This is a genomic window from Oceanisphaera arctica (genome assembly GCF_002936955.1).
GTDB classification, from domain to species: Bacteria; Pseudomonadota; Gammaproteobacteria; order Enterobacterales; family Aeromonadaceae; genus Oceanimonas; species Oceanimonas arctica.
Map to the genome: position 1 here is coordinate 21210 of NZ_MPZM01000017.1, position 21532 is coordinate 42741.

The window sequence follows — 21532 nt, forward strand, 5'->3', positions numbered from 1 at the left end:
CCTCCCACGACGCGCTACGAGTACATCCCTGTAAGCTCGGACATGCCATCCCTGGCATGTCACGGTCGTGGGAGATGTTCTCTGTTGCCTCTGCTATAGCACCGAGTCGTCCGCAGACGGCGCCAACAGGCAACTCCGGTGCATCAGGGAGGATAAAGGGATCTGCTCAGCCGACCATCCGCGCCACGGATGGCACGGCTGAGCCTCCAGGGAAGGATTCACGGCGAGTCGGGAGAGCGGGCCCTTTATCCGACGTTTATACAAAAATGAAAGAGATCATTTATTTAGTGGAATTGGTATTACGCCTCTCCCCCTCACAGAATAAAAAAAGGCCCCCTTGCGGGAGCCCTTGTCTTATCAGCGAGTCGAGATAATTTTATTCTTCGTTGCCGCCGGCCGCGTTCAGCAGGTTGGCCAGGTTCTGTTCGGCTTCGTCTGCCGATACAGTCATCGGCTGTTCCGGATTACGGTTGCCGTGGCGGCTCTGATGGTAGGCGAAACCGGTACCGGCAGGTACCAGACGGCCCACAATCACGTTTTCCTTCAGGCCGCGCAGATCATCTACCTTGCCGGAGACGGCTGCTTCGGTCAGCACTCGGGTGGTTTCCTGGAAGGACGCCGCCGAGATGAAGGATTCGGTGCTCAGAGAAGCCTTGGTAATACCCATCAGCACGTGACGGTAAACAACAGGCTGCTTGCCTGCGGCTTCCAGTGCACGGTTGGCCTGACGGATACGAACCACTTCGGCCTGTTCACTGGTGATGAAGTCGGAGTCACCGGCGTTCATGATCTCGGCACGACGCAGCATCTGACGGACGATGGTCTCGATGTGCTTGTCGTTGATCTTAACGCCCTGCAGACGGTAAACCTCCTGCACCTCGTTGACGATATAGTTCGCCACCGGGCTGATACCACGCAAACGCAGGATATCGTGCGGAGATTCGGGACCGTCGGCCAGTACTTCGCCTTTTTCGACCTTTTCACCTTCGAACACGTTGAGGTGACGCCATTTCGGAATCATCTCTTCGTAAGCATCGCCACCTTCCAGTGGGGTAATGACCAGACGGCGCTTGCCTTTGGTCTCTTTACCGAAGGAAATGGTGCCGGATACTTCGGCCAGAATGGCCGGTTCTTTCGGCTGACGGGCTTCGAACAAGTCGGCAACCCGCGGCAGACCACCGGTGATGTCCTTGGTACCACTGGATTCCTGCGGGATACGCGCAACCGCGTCACCCACGTTCACCACGGCACCATCTTCCAGACTGACGATGGCACGGCCAGGCAGGAAGTAGAGGGCAGACAAGTCGGTACCGGGGATGAACACATCCTTGCCCGCATCGTCGACCAGTTTCACGGTCGGACGCAGTTCTTTACCAGAAGCCGGACGCTCGTTGACATCCATCACCACGATGCTGGACAGACCGGTCAGTTCGTCGGTCTGACGGCTAATGGTCACGCCATCGATCATGTCGATGAACTTGATCTGACCCGCTACCTCGGTAACGATTGGGTGCGTGTGCGGATCCCAGTTTGCCACTATCTGGCCAACCTGTACCAGCTCACCGTCGGCTTTATCCAGCAGGGCACCGTAAGGCAGCTTGTGGTTTTCCCGGGTCTGACCCATCTCGTCGATGATGGTCAGTTCGGAAGAACGCGACACGATAACGGTCTTGCCGTCGGCATTGGTAACGAACTTGGCGTTCTGCAGCTTTAAAGTACCGGCATTTTTCACCTGAATACTGTTTTCTGCTGCCGCTCGTGATGCCGCACCACCGATGTGGAAGGTCCGCATGGTCAGCTGGGTACCGGGTTCACCGATAGACTGAGCCGCAATAACACCAACCGCTTCGCCCTGGTTCACCAGGTGGCCACGGGCCAGGTCACGGCCGTAACAATGCGCACAAACACCGTGGTCGTTATCACAAGAGATAACGGAGCGTACCTTGATGCGGTCGACAGAGCTGTCTTCCAACTCGTCACACCACTTCTCGTCGAGTAGGGTGTTACGAGCCACCAGGATTTCGCTTTCGGTGCCCGGGCGGATCACGTCTTCAGCCACAACACGGCCCAATACGCGCTCACGCAACGGTTCAACTACGTCACCACCTTCAATCAAGGAGGTAATCCACAAGCCATTGAAGGTGCCACAGTCATCGGTAGTGATAACCAGATCCTGTGCCACATCTACCAGACGACGAGTCAGGTAACCGGAGTTAGCGGTCTTCAGTGCGGTATCCGCCAGACCCTTACGAGCACCGTGGGTCGAGATGAAGTACTGCAGTACGTTCAGACCTTCACGGAAGTTCGCGATAATCGGCGTTTCGATGATGGAGCCATCCGGCTTGGCCATCAGACCACGCATACCCGCCAACTGACGGATCTGAGCGGCACTGCCTCGAGCGCCGGAGTCGGCCATCATAAAGATGCTGTTGAACGAGTCCTGCAGCTCTTCTTTGCCGTCACGATTGATTACCACGTCTTTCGACAGGTTTTCCATCATCGCCTTGGACACACGCTCGTTGGCGCTGGCCCAGATATCGATAACCTTGTTGTAACGCTCACCGGCGGTAACCAGACCAGACTGGAACTGCTCCTGAATTTCGGTTACTTCCGCTTCGGCATCGGCAATGATGTCTTTCTTGGCATCCGGGATCACCATGTCGTTGATACCGACAGATACGCCGGACAGGGTGGCGTAATGGAAACCGGTATACATCAGCTGATCGGCGAAGATCACGGAATCTTTCAGACCCAGACGACGGTAACAGCCGTTCAGCAGCTTGGAGATCTGCTTCTTGCCCATGGCCTGATCGATCATGCCGAACGGCAGACCCTTGGGCACGATCAGAGACAGGATGGCACGACCGATGGTGGTATCACGGATAGCGGTGGTTTTCACTTCGCTGCCGTCTTCCATACGTTCGAAGTCGGTGATCCGAACTTTAACCTTGGCGTGCAGCTCTGCGTGACCGGCACGATAGACCTTTTCGGCCTCTTTCGCGCTGGTCAGCAACATGCCTTCGCCCTTGGCGTTGATCCGGTCGCGGGTCATGTAATACAGACCCAATACCACGTCCTGTGAAGGAACTATGATAGGTTCGCCGTTGGCCGGTGACAGGATGTTGTTGGTAGACATCATCAGTGCACGGGCTTCAAGCTGCGCTTCGATAGTCAGCGGTACGTGTACCGCCATCTGGTCACCATCGAAGTCGGCGTTATAGGCCGCACATACCAGCGGGTGCAGCTGGATGGCCTTACCTTCGATCAGAACCGGCTCGAACGCCTGGATACCCAGACGGTGCAGAGTCGGTGCCCGGTTCAGCAGTACCGGGTGCTCGCGGATGACGTCGTCCAGGATATCCCAGACCACGGCTTCCTCGCGCTCAACCATTTTCTTGGCAGCCTTGATGGTGGTCGCTAAACCACGGGCTTCCAGCTTGCCGTAGATGAAGGGCTTGAACAGTTCCAGCGCCATCTTCTTGGGCAGACCGCACTGGTGCAGACGCAAGGTCGGACCCACGGTGATAACGGAACGACCGGAGTAGTCGACGCGCTTACCCAGCAAGTTCTGACGGAAACGACCCTGTTTACCCTTGATCATGTCGGCCAGGGACTTCAGCGGGCGCTTGTTGGAGCCGGTGATGGCGCGGCCACGACGACCGTTGTCCAGCAGGGCATCCACAGACTCCTGCAGCATCCGCTTTTCGTTGCGCACTATGATATCGGGTGCAGCCAGGTCCAGCAGGCGCTTTAGACGGTTGTTACGGTTGATCACTCGGCGATACAGATCGTTCAGATCCGAGGTCGCGAAGCGACCGCCGTCCAGGGGTACCAGCGGACGCAAGTCCGGCGGCAGCACTGGCAGCACTGTCATGACCATCCACTCGGGCTTATTGCCTGAGCCAAAGAAGGCTTCCATCAGCTTGAAGCGCTTGGTGATTTTCTTGCGCTTGGTTTCGGAGTTGGTCTGACCCAGCTCTTCACGCATGGTGTTGATTTCGCTTTCCAGATCGATGGCACGCAGCAAAGCCAGTACGGCCTCGGCACCCATCTTGGCGTCGAATTCATCACCCCATTCTTCCAGCGCATCCAGGTACTGTTCTTCAGACAGCATCTGGCTCCGCTCCAGGTTGGTCATACCCGGTTCGATTACCACGAAGGATTCGAAGTACAGTACCCGCTCGATGTCACGCAGGGTCATGTCCAGCAACAGGCCGATACGGCTGGGCAGGGACTTCAAAAACCAGATATGGGCAACCGGGCTGGCCAGCTCGATGTGACCCATGCGCTCACGGCGCACCTTGGTCTGGGTAACTTCAACGCCACATTTTTCGCAGATAACACCACGGTGTTTGAGGCGCTTGTACTTACCGCACAGACACTCATAGTCCTTGACCGGACCGAAAATCCGGGCACAGAAAAGGCCGTCACGCTCCGGCTTGAAGGTACGGTAGTTGATGGTCTCTGGCTTCTTGACTTCGCCATAGGACCAAGAGCGGATCATGTCCGGCGAAGCCAGACCGATTTTGATACCGTCAAACTCTTCGGTCTTATTCTGCGCTTTCAAAAACTTAAGCAAGTCTTTCACGTTAGTCTCCTGTGAGGAGTTCTACCTGGGCGCCCCCCTCCCCTAAGGAAAAGGGGCGCCGTTATTTCCGAGGCAGTCTGTCGCCTTAACTTTCGTCCAGCTCGATGTTGATACCGAGGGAGCGAATTTCCTTCAACAGTACGTTGAAGGACTCGGGCATGCCCGGCTCCATGCGGTGATCGCCGTCCACGATGTTTTTATACATCTTGGTCCGACCGTTAACATCGTCCGACTTGACGGTCAGCATTTCCTGCAGAGTATAGGCGGCACCGTATGCTTCCAGTGCCCACACTTCCATCTCACCGAAACGCTGACCACCGAACTGGGCTTTACCACCCAGCGGCTGCTGGGTAACCAGACTGTAGGAGCCAGTAGAACGGGCATGCATCTTGTCGTCCACCAGGTGGTTCAACTTCAGCATGTACATATAGCCCACGGTGACCGGACGCTCGAAGGTGTTACCGGTACGACCGTCGAACAGGGTGATCTGACCGGACTCCGGCAAATCAGCCAGCTTCAGCAGGCGTTTGATCTCTTGCTCACTCGCACCATCAAAGGCCGGCGTTGCTATCGGCACGCCCTTGCGCAGGTTGTTGGCCAGCACCCGGACTTCTTCGTCGGTGAAGGTGGACAGGTCCACTTTCTGCTGCACGTTGTCACCCAGATCATAAACTTCCTGGATGAATTCGCGCAGGCGGGCCAGCTCTTGCTGTTCCTTGATCATGCGGTCTATCTTCTCGCCAACGCCCTTGGCCGCGAGGCCCATGTGCGTTTCGAGGATCTGACCGATGTTCATCCGCGAGGGTACGCCCAGCGGGTTCAGTACGATGTCGACCGGTACACCATGCTCGTCATGTGGCATATCTTCTACCGGTACTATGGTAGAGATAACACCCTTGTTACCGTGACGACCCGCCATCTTGTCACCGGGCTGAATGCGACGCTTCACCGCCAGGTAAACCTTGACGATCTTCAGTACGCCCGGTGCCAGATCATCGCCTTGGGTGATTTTGCGACGCTTGTTCTCGAACTTCTTGTCGAAGTCGGCTTTCAGCTCGGCATGCTGCTCGGCGAGCTGTTCCAGCTCGATTTGCTTGGCTTCGTCGTCAATCGCCTGTTCCAGCAACTGGTTACGGGCAATTTTCTCGACTTGGGCCGCACTGACACCTGAGGTGAGCAGCACCGTACGAGCACGAGCGTAAACGCCGTCTTCGAGGATGCTGAACTCTTCGGTCAGGTCTTTCTTGGCCTGCTTGAGCTGCATGTGCTCGATGTCCTGAGCACGCTTGTCTTTTTCCACGCCATCGCGGGTAAAGACCTGCACGTCAATGACGGTGCCGAATACGGAGTTGGGAACCCGTAGTGAAGAATCCTTCACGTCGGACGCCTTCTCACCGAAGATGGCTCGCAGCAGCTTCTCCTCGGGGGTCAGCTGGCTTTCGCCTTTCGGCGTGACTTTGCCGACCAGGATATCGCCGGGCTGCATTTCTGCACCCACGTAAACGATACCGGACTCATCCAGCTTGCTCAGCGCCGCTTCACCCACGTTGGGGATGTCGGCGGTGATCTCTTCCGGACCCAGTTTGGTGTCACGGGAGATACAGGTCAGTTCCTGAATGTGAATGGTGGTCAGACGATCTTCTTCTACCAGCCGCTCGTTCAGCAAGATGGAATCTTCGAAGTTGTAACCGTTCCAGGGCATGAAAGCGACGCGCAGATTCTGACCCAGCGCCAGTTCGCCCAGATCGGTGGACGGGCCATCGGCCAGTACGTCACCGGCCAGTACCCGCTCGCCCGGCATCACACAAGGACGCTGGTTGATACAGGTGTTCTGGTTGGAACGGGTGTATTTGGTCAGGTTATAGATGTCGATACCGGCTTCGCCCGGCAGCATCTCTTCTTCATTAACCTTCACCACGATGCGAGACGCATCGGCGTAGTCGACGATACCGCCACGCTTGGCGACAGAGGTAACACCGGAGTCTACCGCAACCGCGCGCTCGATACCGGTACCTACCAGCGGCTTGTCGGCACGCAGGGTCGGTACGGCCTGACGTTGCATGTTCGAACCCATCAGGGCTCGGTTAGCATCATCGTGCTCGAGGAAGGGGATCAAGGAAGCAGCAACAGAAACAATCTGCTGCGGGCTCACGTCCATGTACTGGACCTGATCCGCGTTCATGTAGGTGGCTTCACCCTTGTGACGAGACGGAACCAGTTCGTCCAGCAGACGACCTTCTTCATCGATGGCAGCATTCGCCTGGGCGATCACGAAGTGACCTTCCTCGATGGCGGACAGGTAATCCACGTCATCGGTAATCTTGCTGTCGATCACTTTACGATACGGGGTCTCGAGGAAACCGTATTCGTTGGTGCGCGAGTAACAAGCCAATGAGTTGATCAGACCGATGTTCGGACCTTCAGGCGTTTCGATGGGACACAGACGACCGTAGTGGGTCGGGTGTACATCTCGCACTTCAAAGCCGGCGCGCTCACGGGTCAAACCACCCGGGCCCAGGGCCGAAATACGACGCTTGTGGGTCACTTCCGACAGCGGGTTGTTCTGATCCATGAACTGGGACAGCTGGCTGGAACCAAAGAACTCCTTAACGGCCGCCGAAATCGGCTTGGCGTTAATCAGATCCTGCGGCATCAGGGTATCCAGATCGCCCAGAGACAGACGCTCTTTCACCGCCCGCTCAACACGAACCAGACCGACGCGGAACTGGTTCTCAGCCATCTCGCCCACGGAACGGATACGACGGTTACCCAGGTGGTCGATATCGTCCACTTCGTCGTTACCGTTACGGATGTCGATCAGACGCTTCATCACGTCGACGATATCGGACTTGGTCAGGGTACCGGCACCGGTAGACTCTTCACGGAACAGGCGACGGTTGAATTTCATCCGGCCGACGGTGGAGAGATCGTAACGGTCTTCGGAGAAGAACAGGTTTTCGAACAGGGTGTCGGCCGCTTCGCGGGTCGGCGGCTCGCCGGGACGCATCATGCGATAGATTTCCACCAGCGCTTCGAGGCGGCTGTTGGAGGAATCGATACGCAGGGTCTCGGACATGTAGGCGCCGTGATCCAGTTCGTTAGTGAACAGGGTCTCGAACTGCTTGATGCCGGACACAGACAGGTTGGCCAGGTTTTCCAGGCTCAGCTCGCTGTTGGCAGGAATAATCACTTCACCGGTATCGGCGTTGATATAGTCCTTGGCAGACACTTTACCGACGGCATATTCCACCGGTACTTCAAGCTTGTCGATGCCGGCCTTTTCCAGTTGACGGATATGGCGGGCAGTAATGCGGCGTCCGGTTTCAACCAGCACTTCGCCATCCACCAGGATGTCGAAAGAGGCGGTATCACCACGCAGGCGCTCAGGCTTGAGCTCCATCATCAGCTTGCCGTCAGTCACTTCGAAACGGGTGGTTTCGAAGAACATTTCCAGGATCTCTTCGGTGCTGAATTCCAGCGCTCGCAAGATAATGGACGCAGGCAGCTTACGACGGCGGTCGATACGGACAAACAGGTTGTCTTTCGCATCAAACTCAAAATCGAGCCAGGAACCACGGTAGGGGATCACGCGCGCGTTATACAGGACCTTACCGGAAGAGTGGGTCTTGCCACGATCGTGATCGAAAAACACACCCGGGCTGCGATGCAGCTGGGAGACAATTACCCGCTCGGTACCGTTGATAACGAAGGTACCGTTTTCAGTCATGAGCGGGATTTCGCCCATGTAGACTTCTTGCTCTTTGATGTCCTTGACAGTACCGGCCGCAGCCTCTCTGTCATACAGGACCATCCGCAACTTCACACGCAGCGGGGCCGAATAGGTTACACCGCGGATTTGACACTCCTGCACGTCAAACACGGGCTCGCCCAGACGGAAACTGACATACTGCAATTCGGCAGTGCCAGAATAGCTGGTGATGGGGAAAACGCTGCGGAAAGCCGCTTCCAGTCCGTACTCGCCTTGCGGATCTGCTTCAATAAACTGTTTGAAGGAGTCAAGTTGGATTGATAGCAGGTAAGGCGTGTCCAAGACCTGGTCACGTTTACCGAAGTCCTTACGAATGCGCTTTTTCTCTGTGTAAGAGTAAACCATAGGGTTCCTCAGCTCGCTGATAAGTGACCCACTCTGTCCAAATGGGACAGCTCTAAAACATCGTTTTTTGTCAGACCGAATGTCTCGACAACACCCGGTGGCTGGTACAACAAGAGGCACAAACGATGTGAAAATTCCTCTCATCCTACAGCGCAAAAGGGCCGGTGAATAAAGATTCACCAGCCCTAGCCTGATTTCTCAGGCCGCTAAGCTATAAAATAGCTTATTTGAGCTCAACAGAAGCACCGGCTTCTTCGAGTTCTTTCTTCAGTGCTTCGGCTTCGCCTTTGCTCAGTGCTTCTTTAACAGCACACGGAGCGGCTTCAACCAGGCCCTTGGCTTCTTTCAGGCCCAGACCGGTAGCGCTACGAACGGCTTTGATAACAGAAACCTTGTTGGCGCCAATTGCGGTCAGCATAACGTCAAATTCGGTCTGCTCTTCTACAACAGCAGCTTCGCCAGCAACGGCAACAGCAGCAGCGGCAGAAACGCCGAACTTCTCTTCCATAGCTTCGATCAGTTCAACAACTTGCATTACAGACATTTCTGCAACGGCTTCGATGATTTGGTCTTTAGTGATAGACATGACTCAAATTCCTAATGTTCTGAAGTTTTCGGTAATCAAGCAGCCAGAAACAGCTTAGGCGGCTTCGGCTTCTTTCTTGTCGCGCAGGGCAGCGATGGTACGAACCAGCTTGCCAGCAGAGGCTTCTTTCATGGTCGCCATCAGCTTCGCAATTGCTTCGTCGTAAGTCGGCAGTTTTGCGAGACGGTCAATATCGGCTGCGGGGATAAACTCGCCCTCGTATGCCAGACCTTTAACCTCAAACTCTTTCTGTTCTTTAGCAAAATCTTTGAACAGACGAGCAGCCGCACCGGGATGCTCGTTAGAGAAGGCGATCAAAGTAGGACCAACGAATACCTCGTTCAGGCACTCATAGCTGGTCTCTTCCACTGCCAGGCGAGCCAATGTGTTACGGACTACCTTGAGGTAGATTCCGTTTTCACGGGCTTGCTTGCGCAGTGTGGTCATGGCAGCTACAGTAACGCCGCGAGAATCGGCAACTACTGCAGACAGGGCGCCCTTGGCAGCTTCGTTGACTTCAGCAACAATTGCTTTTTTGTCGTCGAGTCTTAATGCCATTGGCTAAACTCCTGGATCCACCTGGGATATACCCAGATTAAACACACGCCTCTGTAATATCAGAGACACCAAGGTGGCAGATTCCAGAAGAAAGGAATGCTTTCTAACTGGGTCCCGGCACCATCTACGCTGGAAAATTAAGACGTTAAAGTCTCCAGCGGTCTTGGACGGGAGTCGAAGCCCCCAACCAAATCACAAGGCGCAAAATTCTACGGGAATCGGTGCGCCTTGTAAATGCTTATTAAGCGTCCAGGCTAGCCTGTTCAATCGTCACGCCGGCACCCATGGTGGTGGACAGTGTGATTTTCTTGATGAACACGCCTTTGGCGGAAGCAGGCTTGGAACGCTTGAGCGCACCCAGCAGGGCTTCCAGGTTGCCTTTCAGGCTTTCAGCGTCGAAATCAACCTTACCGATAGTGGTATGGATGATACCGTTTTTGTCGTTGCGGTAGCGCACCTGACCGGCCTTGGCGTTTTTAACGGCTTCGGCAACGTTCGGGGTCACAGTACCCACTTTCGGGTTAGGCATCAGGCCGCGCGGGCCCAGGATTTGACCCAGCTGACCAACAACGCGCATGGCATCGGGAGATGCGATAACAACGTCGAAGTTCATTTCGCCTTTCTTGACCAGATCGGCCAGATCATCCATACCTACCAGTTCAGCACCGGCAGCCTTGGCGGCTTCGGCGTTGGCACCCTGGGCGAATACGGCAACGCGAACGTCACGACCGGTGCCGTTAGGCAGTACGGTAGCACCACGTACGTTCTGGTCGGATTTACGCGCGTCGATGCCCAGGTTAACGGCAACATCGATGCTTTCTACGAATTTGGCGGTGGCCAGCTCTTGCAGCAGGGCAACAGCTTCGTTGATTTGGTACTCATTGGTGGCGCTTACACGCTCACGGATGGTACGCATACGCTTAGTCAGTTTAGCCATCGTCTTAGCCCTCCACTACCAGGCCCATGGACCGGGCAGTACCTTCGATACAACGAACACGAGCATCCTCATCGGCGCCGGTCATGTCTTTCTGCTTCACGCCGGCAATTTCTTCCAGCTGAGCGCGGGTTACGGTACCCACCTTATCGGTGTTGGGCTTGCCGGAACCGGACTTGAGACCAGCCGCTTTCAGCAGCAGGAAGGCTGCGGGCGGAGTCTTGGTTTCGAAAGTGAAGGAGCGGTCGCTGTATACGGTGATGATAACCGGAGTAGGCGAGCCTTTTTCCATGCTTTCTGTGCGGGCGTTGAACGCCTTACAGAATTCCATGATGTTAACGCCGTGCTGACCCAGAGCAGGACCAACGGGCGGGCTCGGGTTAGCTGCACCGGCTGCAACCTGCAGCTTGATGTAGGCTTGTACTTTCTTAGCCATTTATTAATACCTCGTGAATGGGTGATAGCGCCTCGGAGTCTTGCTCCTGAACGGCTCCCCAGTGTTAAAAGGGCGGCAAATTGTAGTTTTATTTGCCGCCCCTCGCAAGTTTTATGGCTGAATTTCGCTCAAGATTTTTCTACCTGACCGAACTCCAGCTCTACCGGTGTAGAACGACCGAAGATAAGCACAGATACCTTGACCCGGCTCTTCTCGTAGTCGACCGATTCCACCACGCCGTTGAAGTCGGCGAAAGGACCATCGGAGACGCGAACCACTTCGCCCGGCTCGAACAGCGTCTTCGGTTTCGGCTTGTCGATCGCATCCTGCAGACGATTGAGGATGGCGTCGGCTTCCTTGTCGGAAATCGGTGCCGGACGCTCGGGCGTACCGCCGATAAAGCCCATCACCCGGGGAATGCTACGCACCAGGTGCCAGGTGGCATCGTTCATCTGCATCTGCACCAGCACATAGCCGGGGAAGAATTTGCGTTCGCTTTTGCGTTTCTGGCCAGCGCGCATTTCTACCACTTCTTCGGTAGGAACCAGCACTTCGCCGAACTGTTCTTCCATGCCCTGCATCTTGATATATTCACGCAGCGACTTGGAGACGCGACCTTCATACCCGGAAAACGCCTGGACCACATACCAACGCATTCTTTGTTCTGGTTCTGACATGGTTAATCCTTATACTCCGGTGACCAGATTGACCAGCCACACCAGCAGGCCATCCAGCAAAAACAGAAAAAGGCCAACCAGAGCGGTGACGGCCAATACGATCAGGGTGGTCTGGATTGCTTCCTGGCGACTCGGCCAGACAACTTTACGCATTTCCAGACGGGATTCTTTGGCGAAGGCAAAGCTGTTCTTGCCTTTCTGGGTCTGATAGGCGAGCAAACCGGCTACGCCCGCAGCCACTACGACACCGGCAGCGCGAATAACCACCGCCAGATCACTATAGAGATAATTGGCGACCACGGCTGCGATCAAAATGATGAAAACCAGCCCCCATAACAGGGTGTCTTTGGCCCCGCCCTGGCTCTCAATGTTTGCACTCATAAAAGCTACCCGTTTAAAAAACTGAGTCTGTCACAGACGCGAAAACCCCGCTGTTGGCGAGGTAAGTGGCAGGGGCGGAGGGACTCGAACCCCCAACCGTCGGTTTTGGAGACCGCCGTTCTACCAATTGGAACTACGCCCCTATACAAGAAAGCCCCTATTATAGGGGCTTTCCGATGCGATTGTAAGCGCAATTACTCGATGATTTTGGCTACTACACCAGCACCAACGGTACGGCCACCTTCACGGATGGCGAAGCGCAAACCCTCCTCCATCGCGATGGGAGCAATCAGGTTGACCACCATCTGGATGTTGTCGCCGGGCATGACCATTTCAACGCCTTCCGGCAGCTCTATGGTACCGGTCACATCGGTGGTACGGAAGTAGAACTGAGGGCGGTAGCCCTTGAAGAATGGAGTATGACGGCCACCTTCTTCCTTGGACAGGACGTATACTTCAGACTCGAAACCGGTATGCGGGTTGATGGAACCCGGCTTGGCCAGCACCTGACCACGCTCAACGTCTTCACGTTTGGTACCACGCAGCAGAACGCCGACGTTCTCACCGGCACGGCCTTCGTCCAGCAGCTTGCGGAACATTTCAACGCCGGTACAAGTGGTCTTGATGGTATCCTTGATACCCACAATTTCCACTTCTTCACCAACTTTAACGATACCACGCTCAACACGACCGGTAACCACGGTACCACGGCCCTGGATGGAGAACACGTCTTCGATAGGCAGCAGGAAGGCACCATCAATGGCACGCTCCGGCTCGGGGATGTAGGAATCCAGAGCAGCAGCCAGTTCCAGGATCTTCGGTTCCCACTGCGGGTCGCCTTCCAGGCCTTTCAGAGCGGAGCCCTGAATAACCGGAATATCGTCGCCCGGGAAGTCGTACTCGGACAGCAGTTCACGCACTTCCATTTCTACCAGTTCGAGCAACTCTTCATCGTCAACCATGTCACACTTATTCATGAATACAACGATATAAGGTACGCCTACCTGGCGGGCCAGCAGGATGTGCTCACGCGTTTGCGGCATGGGTCCATCGGTCGCGGCAACCACCAGGATGGCGCCATCCATCTGAGCCGCACCGGTAATCATGTTTTTCACATAATCGGCGTGACCAGGGCAGTCAACGTGTGCGTAGTGACGCGCTTCGGTGTCGTACTCGACGTGAGAGGCGGCGATGGTGATACCACGGGCTTTTTCTTCCGGGGCATTATCGATTTGGTCGAACGCGCGGGCAGCACCGCCAAACTGTTTGGCAAGGACGTTGGTGATAGCAGCGGTCAGGGTCGTTTTACCGTGGTCAACGTGGCCTATGGTGCCGACGTTTACGTGCGGTTTGTTACGTTCAAATTTTTCTTTAGACATGCTAGTCCCTCTAACTGGTTGGGTGGTGAGCTATACCACACGAATCGCAATTAGAAAGTATATAACAAAAAAGGCTTGAGGTACTGGGGGTACAAGAGTAAAGAAGTGGTGCTGATACCCGGATTCGAACTGGGGACCTCACCCTTACCAAGGGTGCGCTCTACCAACTGAGCTATATCAGCAACTGGAGCGGGCAGCGGGAATCGAACCCGCATCATCAGCTTGGAAGGCTGAGGTAATAGCCATTATACGATGCCCGCAATACTCTTTGTCTTTAACAGCTTTTAAGCTGTTTTATTTCGAGCCCGTCACGTTGAACAGACCCGGAAATTGGTGGAGGGAGCTGGATTCGAACCAGCGAAGGCTGAGCCGTCAGATTTACAGTCTGATCCCTTTGGCCACTCGGGAACCCCTCCAAATTTTAATGGTGCCGGCACCAAGAGTCGAACTCGGGACCTACTGATTACAAGTCAGTTGCTCTACCAACTGAGCTATGCCGGCACTTGAGCGAGCGGAATTCTAGGGCAAGGCCATGACTCTATGCAACACCTTTGCCGCAAGTTTTTTCAATTGCAGGCTCAAGCGAACAAAAAAACAACAAGACAACACCATTTCGACGTCAAATCCCTCCGCGACTGGTCGGATGTTATCCAATCACCATCGTAACAGAGCGGTTCACGGCTCCGGCTGTAGCCCTTTACCGCCTTGTTCATCCCCAAACCATGGTGTATCGTCCTCGAGCGACCCACAGGACACGCCCATGACGATAGACAACTACTCACCCTATCTGGCCTTTTCTCGCGAAACCTGGTCAGAACTGCGCGATACCGTACATCAGCCCCTGAGCGAAGCAGAACTCACGCGCCTGCGAGGCATCAACGACAAGGTGTCACTGGCGGAAGTCAGAGACATCTATCTTCCCCTGTCCCGCCTGCTCAACCTCTATATCAAGGCCAAGCAGCGCCGCAATCGGGTGCTGGATCAGTTTCTCGGCAAAGAACCCCGTCACGTGCCTTATATCATCAGCATCGCCGGCTCGGTCGCGGTGGGCAAGAGCACTACGGCGCGCATTCTTGAAGCGCTGCTGGAACGCTGGCCTCAGCACCCCAGGGTGGCGCTGGTGACCACCGACGGCTTCCTCTACCCCAATGCGGTACTGGAAGAACGCGGTCTGATGCGCAGAAAAGGCTTCCCCCAGTCTTATGATATTCGCCGGCTGGTGCAGTTTGTCTCCGATATCAAGTCCGGCAAGCCCAGGGTCACGGCGCCGGTGTATTCCCATCTGAGCTATGACGTGGTACCGGGGCAGGAAGCGGTGGTAGAGCAGCCGGATATCGTGATCATCGAGGGCCTGAACGTGCTGCAGAGCGGCATGGACTATCCCCACGAGCCGCATCGGGTATTTGTGTCGGACTTCGTGGATTTCTCCATCTTCGTGGATGCAGACGAGCGCCTGCTGAAGACCTGGTATATAGAGCGCTTTCTTAAATTACGCTCCGGCGCCTTCACCAACCCGGCGTCTTATTTTCACCACTACGCCCAGCTATCGGAAGAAGAGGCGGTGGCCACGGCCGGCCGCATCTGGCAGGAAATCAACTACAAGAACCTGAAGCAGAATATCCTGCCCACCAAGGACAGGGCCGAGCTGATCCTCACCAAAGGCAGGGAGCACGGCATAGATCAGGTGTGGTTGAAAAAATGATTCTGAAACAAAGCGTTAAGCCATAAGCTATAAGCCTGTCTCTTAGTCACAAGTCATTGAACATGACCGCCACGCGAAGCAGCAGCGCGGTTGCGCTCCGCCGACACGCTTCAAGCCCATCCATGGGACGCTCGGCAAATGCCATCCGTGGCATTTGACGGTCGGCTCCGGCAATCCCCGCAGCCACTTCGTGAAGATGCTGTGCGGCCTGTCAGATACTGACCGTCAACTCCGTGCTCAACCAAGGAGGGCAAAGGGTATCTGCTTCGCCGGCCCTCTGCGCCATGGATGGCGCAGCGGAGCCCTCAGGGATGAGTTCACGGCGTGCCGGAGAAGGAGTGCGCTTTGTCCGACGAAAGTGCACAATACGGCAAGCGACAAAAACTTGTGACCAAGAAGCAGGCTTAAGGCTTACAGCTGCCCTTCCCCGCGCAGTGATATTTCGCCGCCGAGAAAGTGTTTGGTTTCACCGCTTTCCAGCTCCAGCAGCAGGGCGCCCTGGGCATCGATGCCCCGGGCGATGCCGTGTATCTCCTGCTCTCCCATCAACACCCGTACCGTCTTGCCGTTGAAGTAGTCCAGCCGGTTCCACTGCTCGCGAAAGGCGGCAATCCCCTGCCGCTCGAACAACACCAGACTACGCTGCAAATGGCTCGCCACGGCAATCACCAGGCCATTACGATCTTCGATATTGCCGAGCTCGGCCAGCTCCGCCCAGGGTTGGTCGATACGCTCCTGCTCGGTCTGGGGTAGAAGCAGGTTGAGGCCCATGCCGATCACCAGCTGACAGGGTCCACCCGCGGTGCCGGACATCTCCACCAGAATGCCCGCCAGCTTGCGACCGTTCAGATAAAGATCGTTGGGCCATTTCAGCTTCACGCCGGCAAAGCCTTGCGCCTCCAGCGCCTCGACCACGGCAATGCCCACCACCAAACTCAGGCCCATGGCCGCCGCCATGCCCTGCTCCAGTCGCCAGTACATGCTCATGATCAGCTGACCGCCAAAGGGAGAGATCCACTGGCGACCGCGTCGTCCACGCCCGGCGGTCTGACATTCGGAGACACAGATATCGCCTTTTTCCAGCCGGGAGAGCGAGTCCAGCCAATGCTGATTGGTGGAACCGATCACCGGCACCAGTTCGGCCCGCTTCGGTGCCAGAGCCTCGCTCAGCCGTGTCTGATCCAGCAGCTGCAGCGGCACTGCCAGTCGGTAGCCCTTGCCGCTGACGCTGTATACCTCAAGCCCCAGGGCCTTGAGCGCCTGCACGTGCTTACCGACCGCCGCCCGGCTGACGGAAAGCCGCTCTCCCAGCTGTTCGCCGGAATGAAACTGACCATCGGCCAGCAGGCGGAGCAGGGCCTCGCGCAAGGGGGTCAGTTCAGACATGCCAGCGCCTCGTCCAGATGGGTTTCACCTGTTGAACCTATCATGCGCACCTCGGGTTCGAGCCGCACACCAAACAGCAGCTCTACCCGCTCCCGCACCAGCGCCGCCAGCCGCAGCACATCCTCGGCGGTCGCGCCGCCGTGGTTAACCAGCACCAGCGCCTGTTCGGTATGAACCCCGGCGCCCCCGATCTGAGTGCCCTTGAGGCCCGCCTTGTCGATCAGCCAGCCGGCAGCCAGCTTGCTCCGTCCCGGTTCCGCCGCAAACATCGGCAACGCCGGCCAGGCCAGCTTAAGCGCCTCGGCCTGGGCGGTCACCACCTTGGGATTCTTGAAGAAGCTACCCGCATTGCCCAGCACCGCCGGATCCGGCAGCTTGGCCCGGCGGGTAGCACAGACCCGCTCGAAGACTTGCTGCGCCGTAGCCGCCTCGCCCAGCTCCGCCAATGGGCCATAACCCAGCACCGCTTGCCAGGCCTTGGGCAGTCGCAGGGTCACACTCAGGATCAGGTGATGACGCGCCTCATGCTTGAACACGCTGTCTCGATAGCCGAAGGCGCACTCGACTGCCGACCAGTGATGCGTTTCACCCGTGTCCCAGTCGAAGCTTTCCACCTGCTCGCAGAATTGTGCCAGCTCTACCCCGTAGGCGCCGATATTCTGGATCGGCGAGGCACCGACGGTGCCGGGGATCAGCGCCAGGTTTTCCAGCCCCGACATCTTCTGCGCCAGGGTCCAGCACACCAGCTGATGCCAGTTTTCTCCGCCCTCCACCTTCAGCAGCCAGGCATCGTCGGTTTCGGTGACATTGATGCCCTTGAGCCGGTTAACCAACACCAGACCATGAAAAGGTGCTGTAAACAGCAGATTGGACCCTTCTCCCACGATCAGCAGGGGCTCATCCTGGCGGGCTTGCCACAATGCGAGTAAGTGTTCCCTCTGCTCCAGCACCGTCAAACGGTCGGCAGTCTGGGTCAGGGCAAAGGTGTTATAGGGGGCAAGGGATGCCGGGGTGAGCTGCATGGTCACGGTTCCTGAATAAATGCCGTCCAAGTGTACCCCAAGTACCCAAGCGGGTTAAGCCGCGCCGTAACGACACCGGCACATATCTGTCGCCACTTTTTCCGAGCTGAAAAAGTCATTTGCCGGCCGCTTTGGCCCACTGGTCTTGACCGGTTCGGCGCTTTCACCGAGATTAGCCTGCTATTGTCAGAATCAGGAGCCTCATCATGAACAGAGCCAATACCGAACAATTGATCGCCGATTATTACCAGGCCTTTAACGCCGGTGATATGGACACCTTCCTCACCCTGCTGACCGACGATGTGCAGCACGACATCAATCAGGGCGACCGCGAAACCGGCCGCGAGGCCTTCGCCGCCTTCATGGACCGCATGAACCGTAACTACCGGGAACAGCTGGTCGACATTCAGATCATGAGCAGTGCAGATGGCAGCCGTGCCGCCGCCGAATTTGTGGTGCTGGGCGAATATCTGGTCACCGACGACGGCCTGCCCGAAGCCCGCGGCCAGCGCTACCGACTGCCTGCCGGCGCCTTCTTCGAGCTACGCGATAACAAGGTGGCCCGCATCAGCAATTACTACAACCTCAACGACTGGATAGCCCAGGTCGGTGCCTGATGAGTGAACCGGTCCGACTGCTGACGGTCACCGGCCCCGAGCTGGCACCCTGGCTGAACAAGCTGGCCGAACTGCGTATCCGGGTATTTCGCGACTTTCCCTATCTCTATGATGGAGATCCGGGTTACGAAGCCGACTACCTGAACACCTACCTGGAGACCGACAGCAGCGTCTGTGTGCTGGCCCTCGACGGCGACCGGCTGGTGGGTGCCTCCACCGGTCTGCCCCTGAGCCATGAAACCGATGCCTTTCGCCGCTCCTTTGTCGAGCGAGGGCTGGATACCGACCGCATCTTCTACTGCGCCGAGTCAGTGCTGCTGCCCGCCTATCGCGGACAGGGGCTCTACAAGGCCTTCTTCAATGGTCGCGAGGCTCACGCCCGGCAACTGGGCGGCTTCGAGCTCGCGGCCTTCTGCGCCGTAGTTCGCCCCGCCGAGCATCCGCTGCGACCCCATGGCTATCGGTCGCTGGAGCCGGTCTGGCAACACTTCGGTTACCGGCCCGAGCCGGGCCTGCTGGCCCACTTCGGCTGGAAGGATATCGACCAGCCGAACGAGACCGACAAACCGATGCAGTTTTACCTCAAGCCACTGGAGACAGCTCTATGACGCCCGCTCTGCGCCTGGCCTGCGCCCAGTATCAAATCGACTTTCTGCCGGACTGGACCGCCTATGAGCACAAGATCCGGCATCTGGTGCAGGACGCAGTCGGCCAGGACGCCAACTTCCTGCTGTTTCCGGAATATTTCAGCATGGAGCTGGCGTCCCTGTTCGAGGAAAGTGTCTATCGTTCGCTCCATGGCCAACTCGACGCCATGCAAAGCCTGCTGGCGGACTTCAAGGCCCTGTTCGGTGCTCTGGCACAGCAACATGGGCTGCATATTCTGGCCGGTACCTTTCCGGTTCGCCAGGCCGATGGCAGCTACTGCAACCGCGCCTTCCTGTTTTATCCCGATGGCCGTATCGACTGGCAAGACAAGCTGCAGATGACCCGCTTCGAGAACGAACAATGGCAAATCCGGTCCGGTACCGAGCTCAAGGTGCTGGATACCTCCTTCGGCAAGGTAGGGGTGGCCATCTGCTACGACAGCGAGTTTCCGCTGCTGGCCCGCCGCCAGGTCGAGGCCGGCGCCAACCTGATACTGGTGCCCAGCTGTACCGATACCGAAGCCGGTTTCAACCGGGTGCGCATCGGTTGTCAGGCCCGGGCGCTGGAAAACCAGTGCTTTGTGGCGCAGTCCCCCACCATAGGCACGGCGCCCTGGTCGGAGGCGGTGGACATCAACACCGGCCGGGCCGCCATCTATACCCCGGTGGACTACGGCTATCCGGACGACGGTGTGCTGGTAATGGGTGAGCCAGAGCAGGCCCAGTGGGTAGTGGCCGAACTGGATCTGGCGGCCCTGGCCGAGGTCCGAGCCCAGGGACAGGTATTCAACCACAGAGACTGGGATGGTCAGGCCCGATTTTGACGCTCCCTATATTCCAATCACCTCAAGTATCTGAGCATTCTGTGGGTTGCCTCTTCTTGAACACCGAGTTATACCAAACAGAGTAAATAACTGATCTATTTGGTTGCTCTGCAAAGGTTGGACAAAGGGCCCGCTCCGCCGACACGCCGTGAATACCTCCATGTAGGCTCCGCCGCGCCATCCTTGGCGCGGAGGGTCGGCGGAGCAGATCCCTTTATCCTCCCTGATGCCAGGGAGTTGCCTGTTGGCATCGTCTACAGACAACTCGGTGCTTGAGAAGAGGCAACAGAGATCGACTACCACGACCGTGAAATGCCATGGACGGCATTTCCCGAGCCCTCAGGGATGAGTTTATGGCGTGTCGTGGGAGGCGGCTGTGTTGCCTCTGGTCTGGGGCCTCAATATGATCAGATCATTACTGGGATTGGTATTACAGATGACTCTGTAGCATCAAAGAGGACAAAGGGTCGGCGGAGCCCCATATACGGGTTTATGGCGAGTCGGCGGAGCTGGCCCTTTGTCCGATGTACAAGGTGTACAAGGTGAAGACCGCCTACTCAGCCAGAAAGGCCTGAACCTCATCCATCGACAGGGCGAAGTTGAAATTACCCCAGGCCTGCACGCCCTTGATGGTCATGCCGATCAGCCGCCCTTCGGTATCGAACAGGGCGCCGCCCGAGGAGCCATAGGTGATGGGGGCCGTGGTCTGGATCAACCGCACCCCGTTCTCGGTTCTCAGGGCAGAGACGATGCCCTCGGTCAGGGTTTTATCCAGCCCGGCCGGGGCGCCGATGGCAAAGACCTTTTCACCGACCCGAACCCGATCGAAAGGTGACATTGTATTGGTGAAGTTCAACTCTCGAACCGGCTCGGCCAGAGTCAGCAGGGCCAGATCTCGCCGGGGATCCACCCGGGTTACCTGCCATACCTGCACATCAGACTCCCGCACGGCATCAGTGTCGGTGCGGCGGTCGATGCTGACAGGTACACCTCCGGCCTGCAGCAGATGGTAACTGGTGATGGCGCGGTAAGGATCTATGGCAATGGCCGAGCCGACGCTGATGGGCTCGAGGCCGGCGCCCAGTTGCTCATACACCACTATCTTGTACACGCTGGAAGCATGACGGGCATAGATGTTTACTGCCGGCAGGCCGGAAGCTGCGCTTTCGCTGCTCGCCGCCACTACCCGCAAGGACGGTGGGGTAAGCAGCGTCAGCAACCGGTCACAGCCTGCATCCCCCAGCCCGGCGCAGAGGCGGAAGTGTTCCGCCGCCTTCCGTCGATCCCGGTACCCTTCCCCATGATCGCCCCGGTAGATGATGCCCAGTTGCCGGTGAGCCTGGAGGCTCCACTGCGGATCGTCTGCATCCGCCACCCGCGTTAACCAGCTTATGGCCTGGCCCGTATCCTGCCGGGTTCCCCTGCCCTCAAGATACATAGCCGCCACCTCGTAACGCGCCTCGGGATAATCATCGCTCTTGGCCGCGCCCAGATAATGCTCAAAGGCCCTGTCGTCGTCTCCGGCAAGACGGGCGGCGTAACCTGCCTGATACTCGGCACCTCCGCTCAGGCCGCAGCCGGCGAGCAGCAAGGAAAATAGGGCGAACAACAGCGATATTCTATCCATGATGGGCTTCCGTCTGCGGCGTTAAAAGCCTAAGCATAGCAGCCCACCAGCATC

General features: G+C 57.0%; 16 protein-coding genes and 5 tRNA genes. 4 read left to right on the forward strand and 17 right to left on the reverse strand.

The features are described from left to right. Positions 1-376 precede the first annotated feature (376 nt). The 14 genes from rpoC to UN63_RS09520 all read right to left on the reverse strand — a co-directional run bounded on the left by rpoC (position 377) and on the right by UN63_RS09520 (position 14154). On the reverse strand, positions 377-4588 hold the full coding sequence (gene rpoC / locus UN63_RS09455; RefSeq protein WP_104486516.1) for a DNA-directed RNA polymerase subunit beta': 4212 nt from the start codon (positions 4586-4588) through the stop codon (positions 377-379). Between the two features lie 85 nt (positions 4589-4673). Then, entirely contained in the window at positions 4674-8702 is a 4029-nt protein-coding gene (gene rpoB, locus UN63_RS09460; RefSeq protein ID WP_104486517.1) for a DNA-directed RNA polymerase subunit beta, read from the reverse strand. 223 nt (positions 8703-8925) lie between these two features. Beyond that, a complete protein-coding gene (rplL, locus tag UN63_RS09465; protein ID WP_104486518.1) occupies positions 8926-9288 on the reverse strand; it encodes a 50S ribosomal protein L7/L12 in 363 nt (120 codons plus the stop codon). A gap of 54 nt (positions 9289-9342) precedes the next feature. Further along, entirely contained in the window at positions 9343-9846 is a 504-nt protein-coding gene (gene rplJ, locus UN63_RS09470) for a 50S ribosomal protein L10 (RefSeq protein ID WP_104486519.1), read from the reverse strand. Positions 9847-10087: 241 nt separating this feature from the next. After that, positions 10088-10783, reverse strand: a complete 696-nt coding sequence (gene rplA / locus UN63_RS09475; protein WP_104486520.1) for a 50S ribosomal protein L1 — start codon at positions 10781-10783, stop codon at positions 10088-10090. A 4-nt stretch (positions 10784-10787) separates the two neighbouring features. After that, positions 10788-11216 carry a 50S ribosomal protein L11 gene (rplK, locus tag UN63_RS09480; protein WP_104486521.1) on the reverse strand — a complete coding sequence of 143 codons (429 nt, stop codon included), beginning with the start codon at positions 11214-11216 and terminating at the stop codon, positions 10788-10790. A 128-nt stretch (positions 11217-11344) separates the two neighbouring features. Beyond that, positions 11345-11893 (reverse strand): transcription termination/antitermination protein NusG, encoded by a 549-nt coding sequence (gene nusG / locus UN63_RS09485; RefSeq protein WP_104486522.1) that lies wholly within the window; start codon positions 11891-11893, stop codon positions 11345-11347. 9 nt (positions 11894-11902) lie between these two features. Next, positions 11903-12274: a preprotein translocase subunit SecE gene (gene secE, locus UN63_RS09490; protein WP_104486523.1), complete on the reverse strand. Its 372-nt coding sequence runs from the start codon at positions 12272-12274 to the stop codon at positions 11903-11905. A 66-nt stretch (positions 12275-12340) separates the two neighbouring features. Beyond that, positions 12341-12417 (reverse strand) — tRNA-Trp (locus UN63_RS09495). A gap of 51 nt (positions 12418-12468) precedes the next feature. Continuing rightward, entirely contained in the window at positions 12469-13653 is a 1185-nt protein-coding gene (gene tuf / locus UN63_RS09500; RefSeq protein WP_104486524.1) for an elongation factor Tu, read from the reverse strand. A gap of 106 nt (positions 13654-13759) precedes the next feature. Next, positions 13760-13835 (reverse strand) — tRNA-Thr (locus tag UN63_RS09505). Between the two features lie 3 nt (positions 13836-13838). After that, positions 13839-13913: transfer RNA gene (locus UN63_RS09510), tRNA-Gly, on the reverse strand. 71 nt (positions 13914-13984) lie between these two features. Then, positions 13985-14069: transfer RNA gene (locus UN63_RS09515), tRNA-Tyr, on the reverse strand. Between the two features lie 9 nt (positions 14070-14078). Beyond that, a tRNA-Thr gene (locus UN63_RS09520) sits at positions 14079-14154 on the reverse strand. A gap of 259 nt (positions 14155-14413) precedes the next feature. On the opposite strand from UN63_RS09520, the gene coaA reads away from it, so the two are divergent. Beyond that, positions 14414-15355, forward strand: a complete 942-nt coding sequence (coaA, locus tag UN63_RS09525) for a type I pantothenate kinase (protein ID WP_104486525.1) — start codon at positions 14414-14416, stop codon at positions 15353-15355. A 411-nt stretch (positions 15356-15766) separates the two neighbouring features. On the opposite strand, the gene birA is transcribed toward coaA, so the two are convergent. Together birA and murB are read right to left on the reverse strand one after the other, a co-directional pair. After that, positions 15767-16741 (reverse strand): bifunctional biotin--[acetyl-CoA-carboxylase] ligase/biotin operon repressor BirA, encoded by a 975-nt coding sequence (birA, locus tag UN63_RS09530; RefSeq protein WP_104486526.1) that lies wholly within the window; start codon positions 16739-16741, stop codon positions 15767-15769. Then, positions 16729-17763 (reverse strand): UDP-N-acetylmuramate dehydrogenase, encoded by a 1035-nt coding sequence (murB, locus tag UN63_RS09535; RefSeq protein WP_104486527.1) that lies wholly within the window; start codon positions 17761-17763, stop codon positions 16729-16731. The genes birA and murB overlap by 13 nt, the downstream gene beginning before the upstream one ends. A gap of 206 nt (positions 17764-17969) precedes the next feature. On the opposite strand from murB, the gene UN63_RS09540 reads away from it, so the two are divergent. Genes UN63_RS09540 through UN63_RS09550 form a run of 3 tightly spaced genes read left to right on the forward strand, consistent with a single transcriptional unit; the run spans position 17970 to position 19851 of the window. Then, entirely contained in the window at positions 17970-18380 is a 411-nt protein-coding gene (locus UN63_RS09540; RefSeq protein ID WP_104486528.1) for a ketosteroid isomerase-related protein, read from the forward strand. After that, positions 18380-18988: a GNAT family N-acetyltransferase gene (locus UN63_RS09545; RefSeq protein WP_104486529.1), complete on the forward strand. Its 609-nt coding sequence runs from the start codon at positions 18380-18382 to the stop codon at positions 18986-18988. The genes UN63_RS09540 and UN63_RS09545 overlap by 1 nt, the downstream gene beginning before the upstream one ends. Further along, positions 18985-19851 (forward strand): carbon-nitrogen hydrolase family protein, encoded by an 867-nt coding sequence (locus tag UN63_RS09550; RefSeq protein WP_104486530.1) that lies wholly within the window; start codon positions 18985-18987, stop codon positions 19849-19851. Before UN63_RS09545 ends, UN63_RS09550 begins: the two co-directional genes overlap by 4 nt. A gap of 553 nt (positions 19852-20404) precedes the next feature. Here UN63_RS09550 and UN63_RS09555 read toward each other — a convergent pair. Beyond that, a complete protein-coding gene (locus UN63_RS09555; protein WP_104486531.1) occupies positions 20405-21478 on the reverse strand; it encodes a trypsin-like peptidase domain-containing protein in 1074 nt (357 codons plus the stop codon). Between the last annotated feature and the right edge of the window lie 54 nt (positions 21479-21532).

What these genes read in the sequence shown, in the direction of transcription:
- rpoB (WP_104486517.1), bottom strand. Translation starts at nt 8,702, where the DNA reads ATGGTTTACTCTTACACAGAGAAAAAGCGCATTCGTAAGGACTTCGGT.
- rplL (WP_104486518.1), bottom strand. Translation starts at nt 9,288, where the DNA reads ATGTCTATCACTAAAGACCAAATCATCGAAGCCGTTGCAGAAATGTCT.
- rplJ (WP_104486519.1), bottom strand. Translation starts at nt 9,846, where the DNA reads ATGGCATTAAGACTCGACGACAAAAAAGCAATTGTTGCTGAAGTCAAC.
- rplA (WP_104486520.1), bottom strand. Translation starts at nt 10,783, where the DNA reads ATGGCTAAACTGACTAAGCGTATGCGTACCATCCGTGAGCGTGTAAGC.
- rplK (WP_104486521.1), bottom strand. Translation starts at nt 11,216, where the DNA reads ATGGCTAAGAAAGTACAAGCCTACATCAAGCTGCAGGTTGCAGCCGGT.
- nusG (WP_104486522.1), bottom strand. Translation starts at nt 11,893, where the DNA reads ATGTCAGAACCAGAACAAAGAATGCGTTGGTATGTGGTCCAGGCGTTT.
- secE (WP_104486523.1), bottom strand. Translation starts at nt 12,274, where the DNA reads ATGAGTGCAAACATTGAGAGCCAGGGCGGGGCCAAAGACACCCTGTTA.
- tuf (WP_104486524.1), bottom strand. Translation starts at nt 13,653, where the DNA reads ATGTCTAAAGAAAAATTTGAACGTAACAAACCGCACGTAAACGTCGGC.
- coaA (WP_104486525.1), top strand. Translation starts at nt 14,414, where the DNA reads ATGACGATAGACAACTACTCACCCTATCTGGCCTTTTCTCGCGAAACC.
- birA (WP_104486526.1), bottom strand. Translation starts at nt 16,741, where the DNA reads ATGTCTGAACTGACCCCCTTGCGCGAGGCCCTGCTCCGCCTGCTGGCC.
- murB (WP_104486527.1), bottom strand. Translation starts at nt 17,763, where the DNA reads ATGCAGCTCACCCCGGCATCCCTTGCCCCCTATAACACCTTTGCCCTG.
- UN63_RS09540 (WP_104486528.1), top strand. Translation starts at nt 17,970, where the DNA reads ATGAACAGAGCCAATACCGAACAATTGATCGCCGATTATTACCAGGCC.
- UN63_RS09545 (WP_104486529.1), top strand. Translation starts at nt 18,380, where the DNA reads ATGAGTGAACCGGTCCGACTGCTGACGGTCACCGGCCCCGAGCTGGCA.
- UN63_RS09550 (WP_104486530.1), top strand. Translation starts at nt 18,985, where the DNA reads ATGACGCCCGCTCTGCGCCTGGCCTGCGCCCAGTATCAAATCGACTTT.
- UN63_RS09555 (WP_104486531.1), bottom strand. Translation starts at nt 21,478, where the DNA reads ATGGATAGAATATCGCTGTTGTTCGCCCTATTTTCCTTGCTGCTCGCC.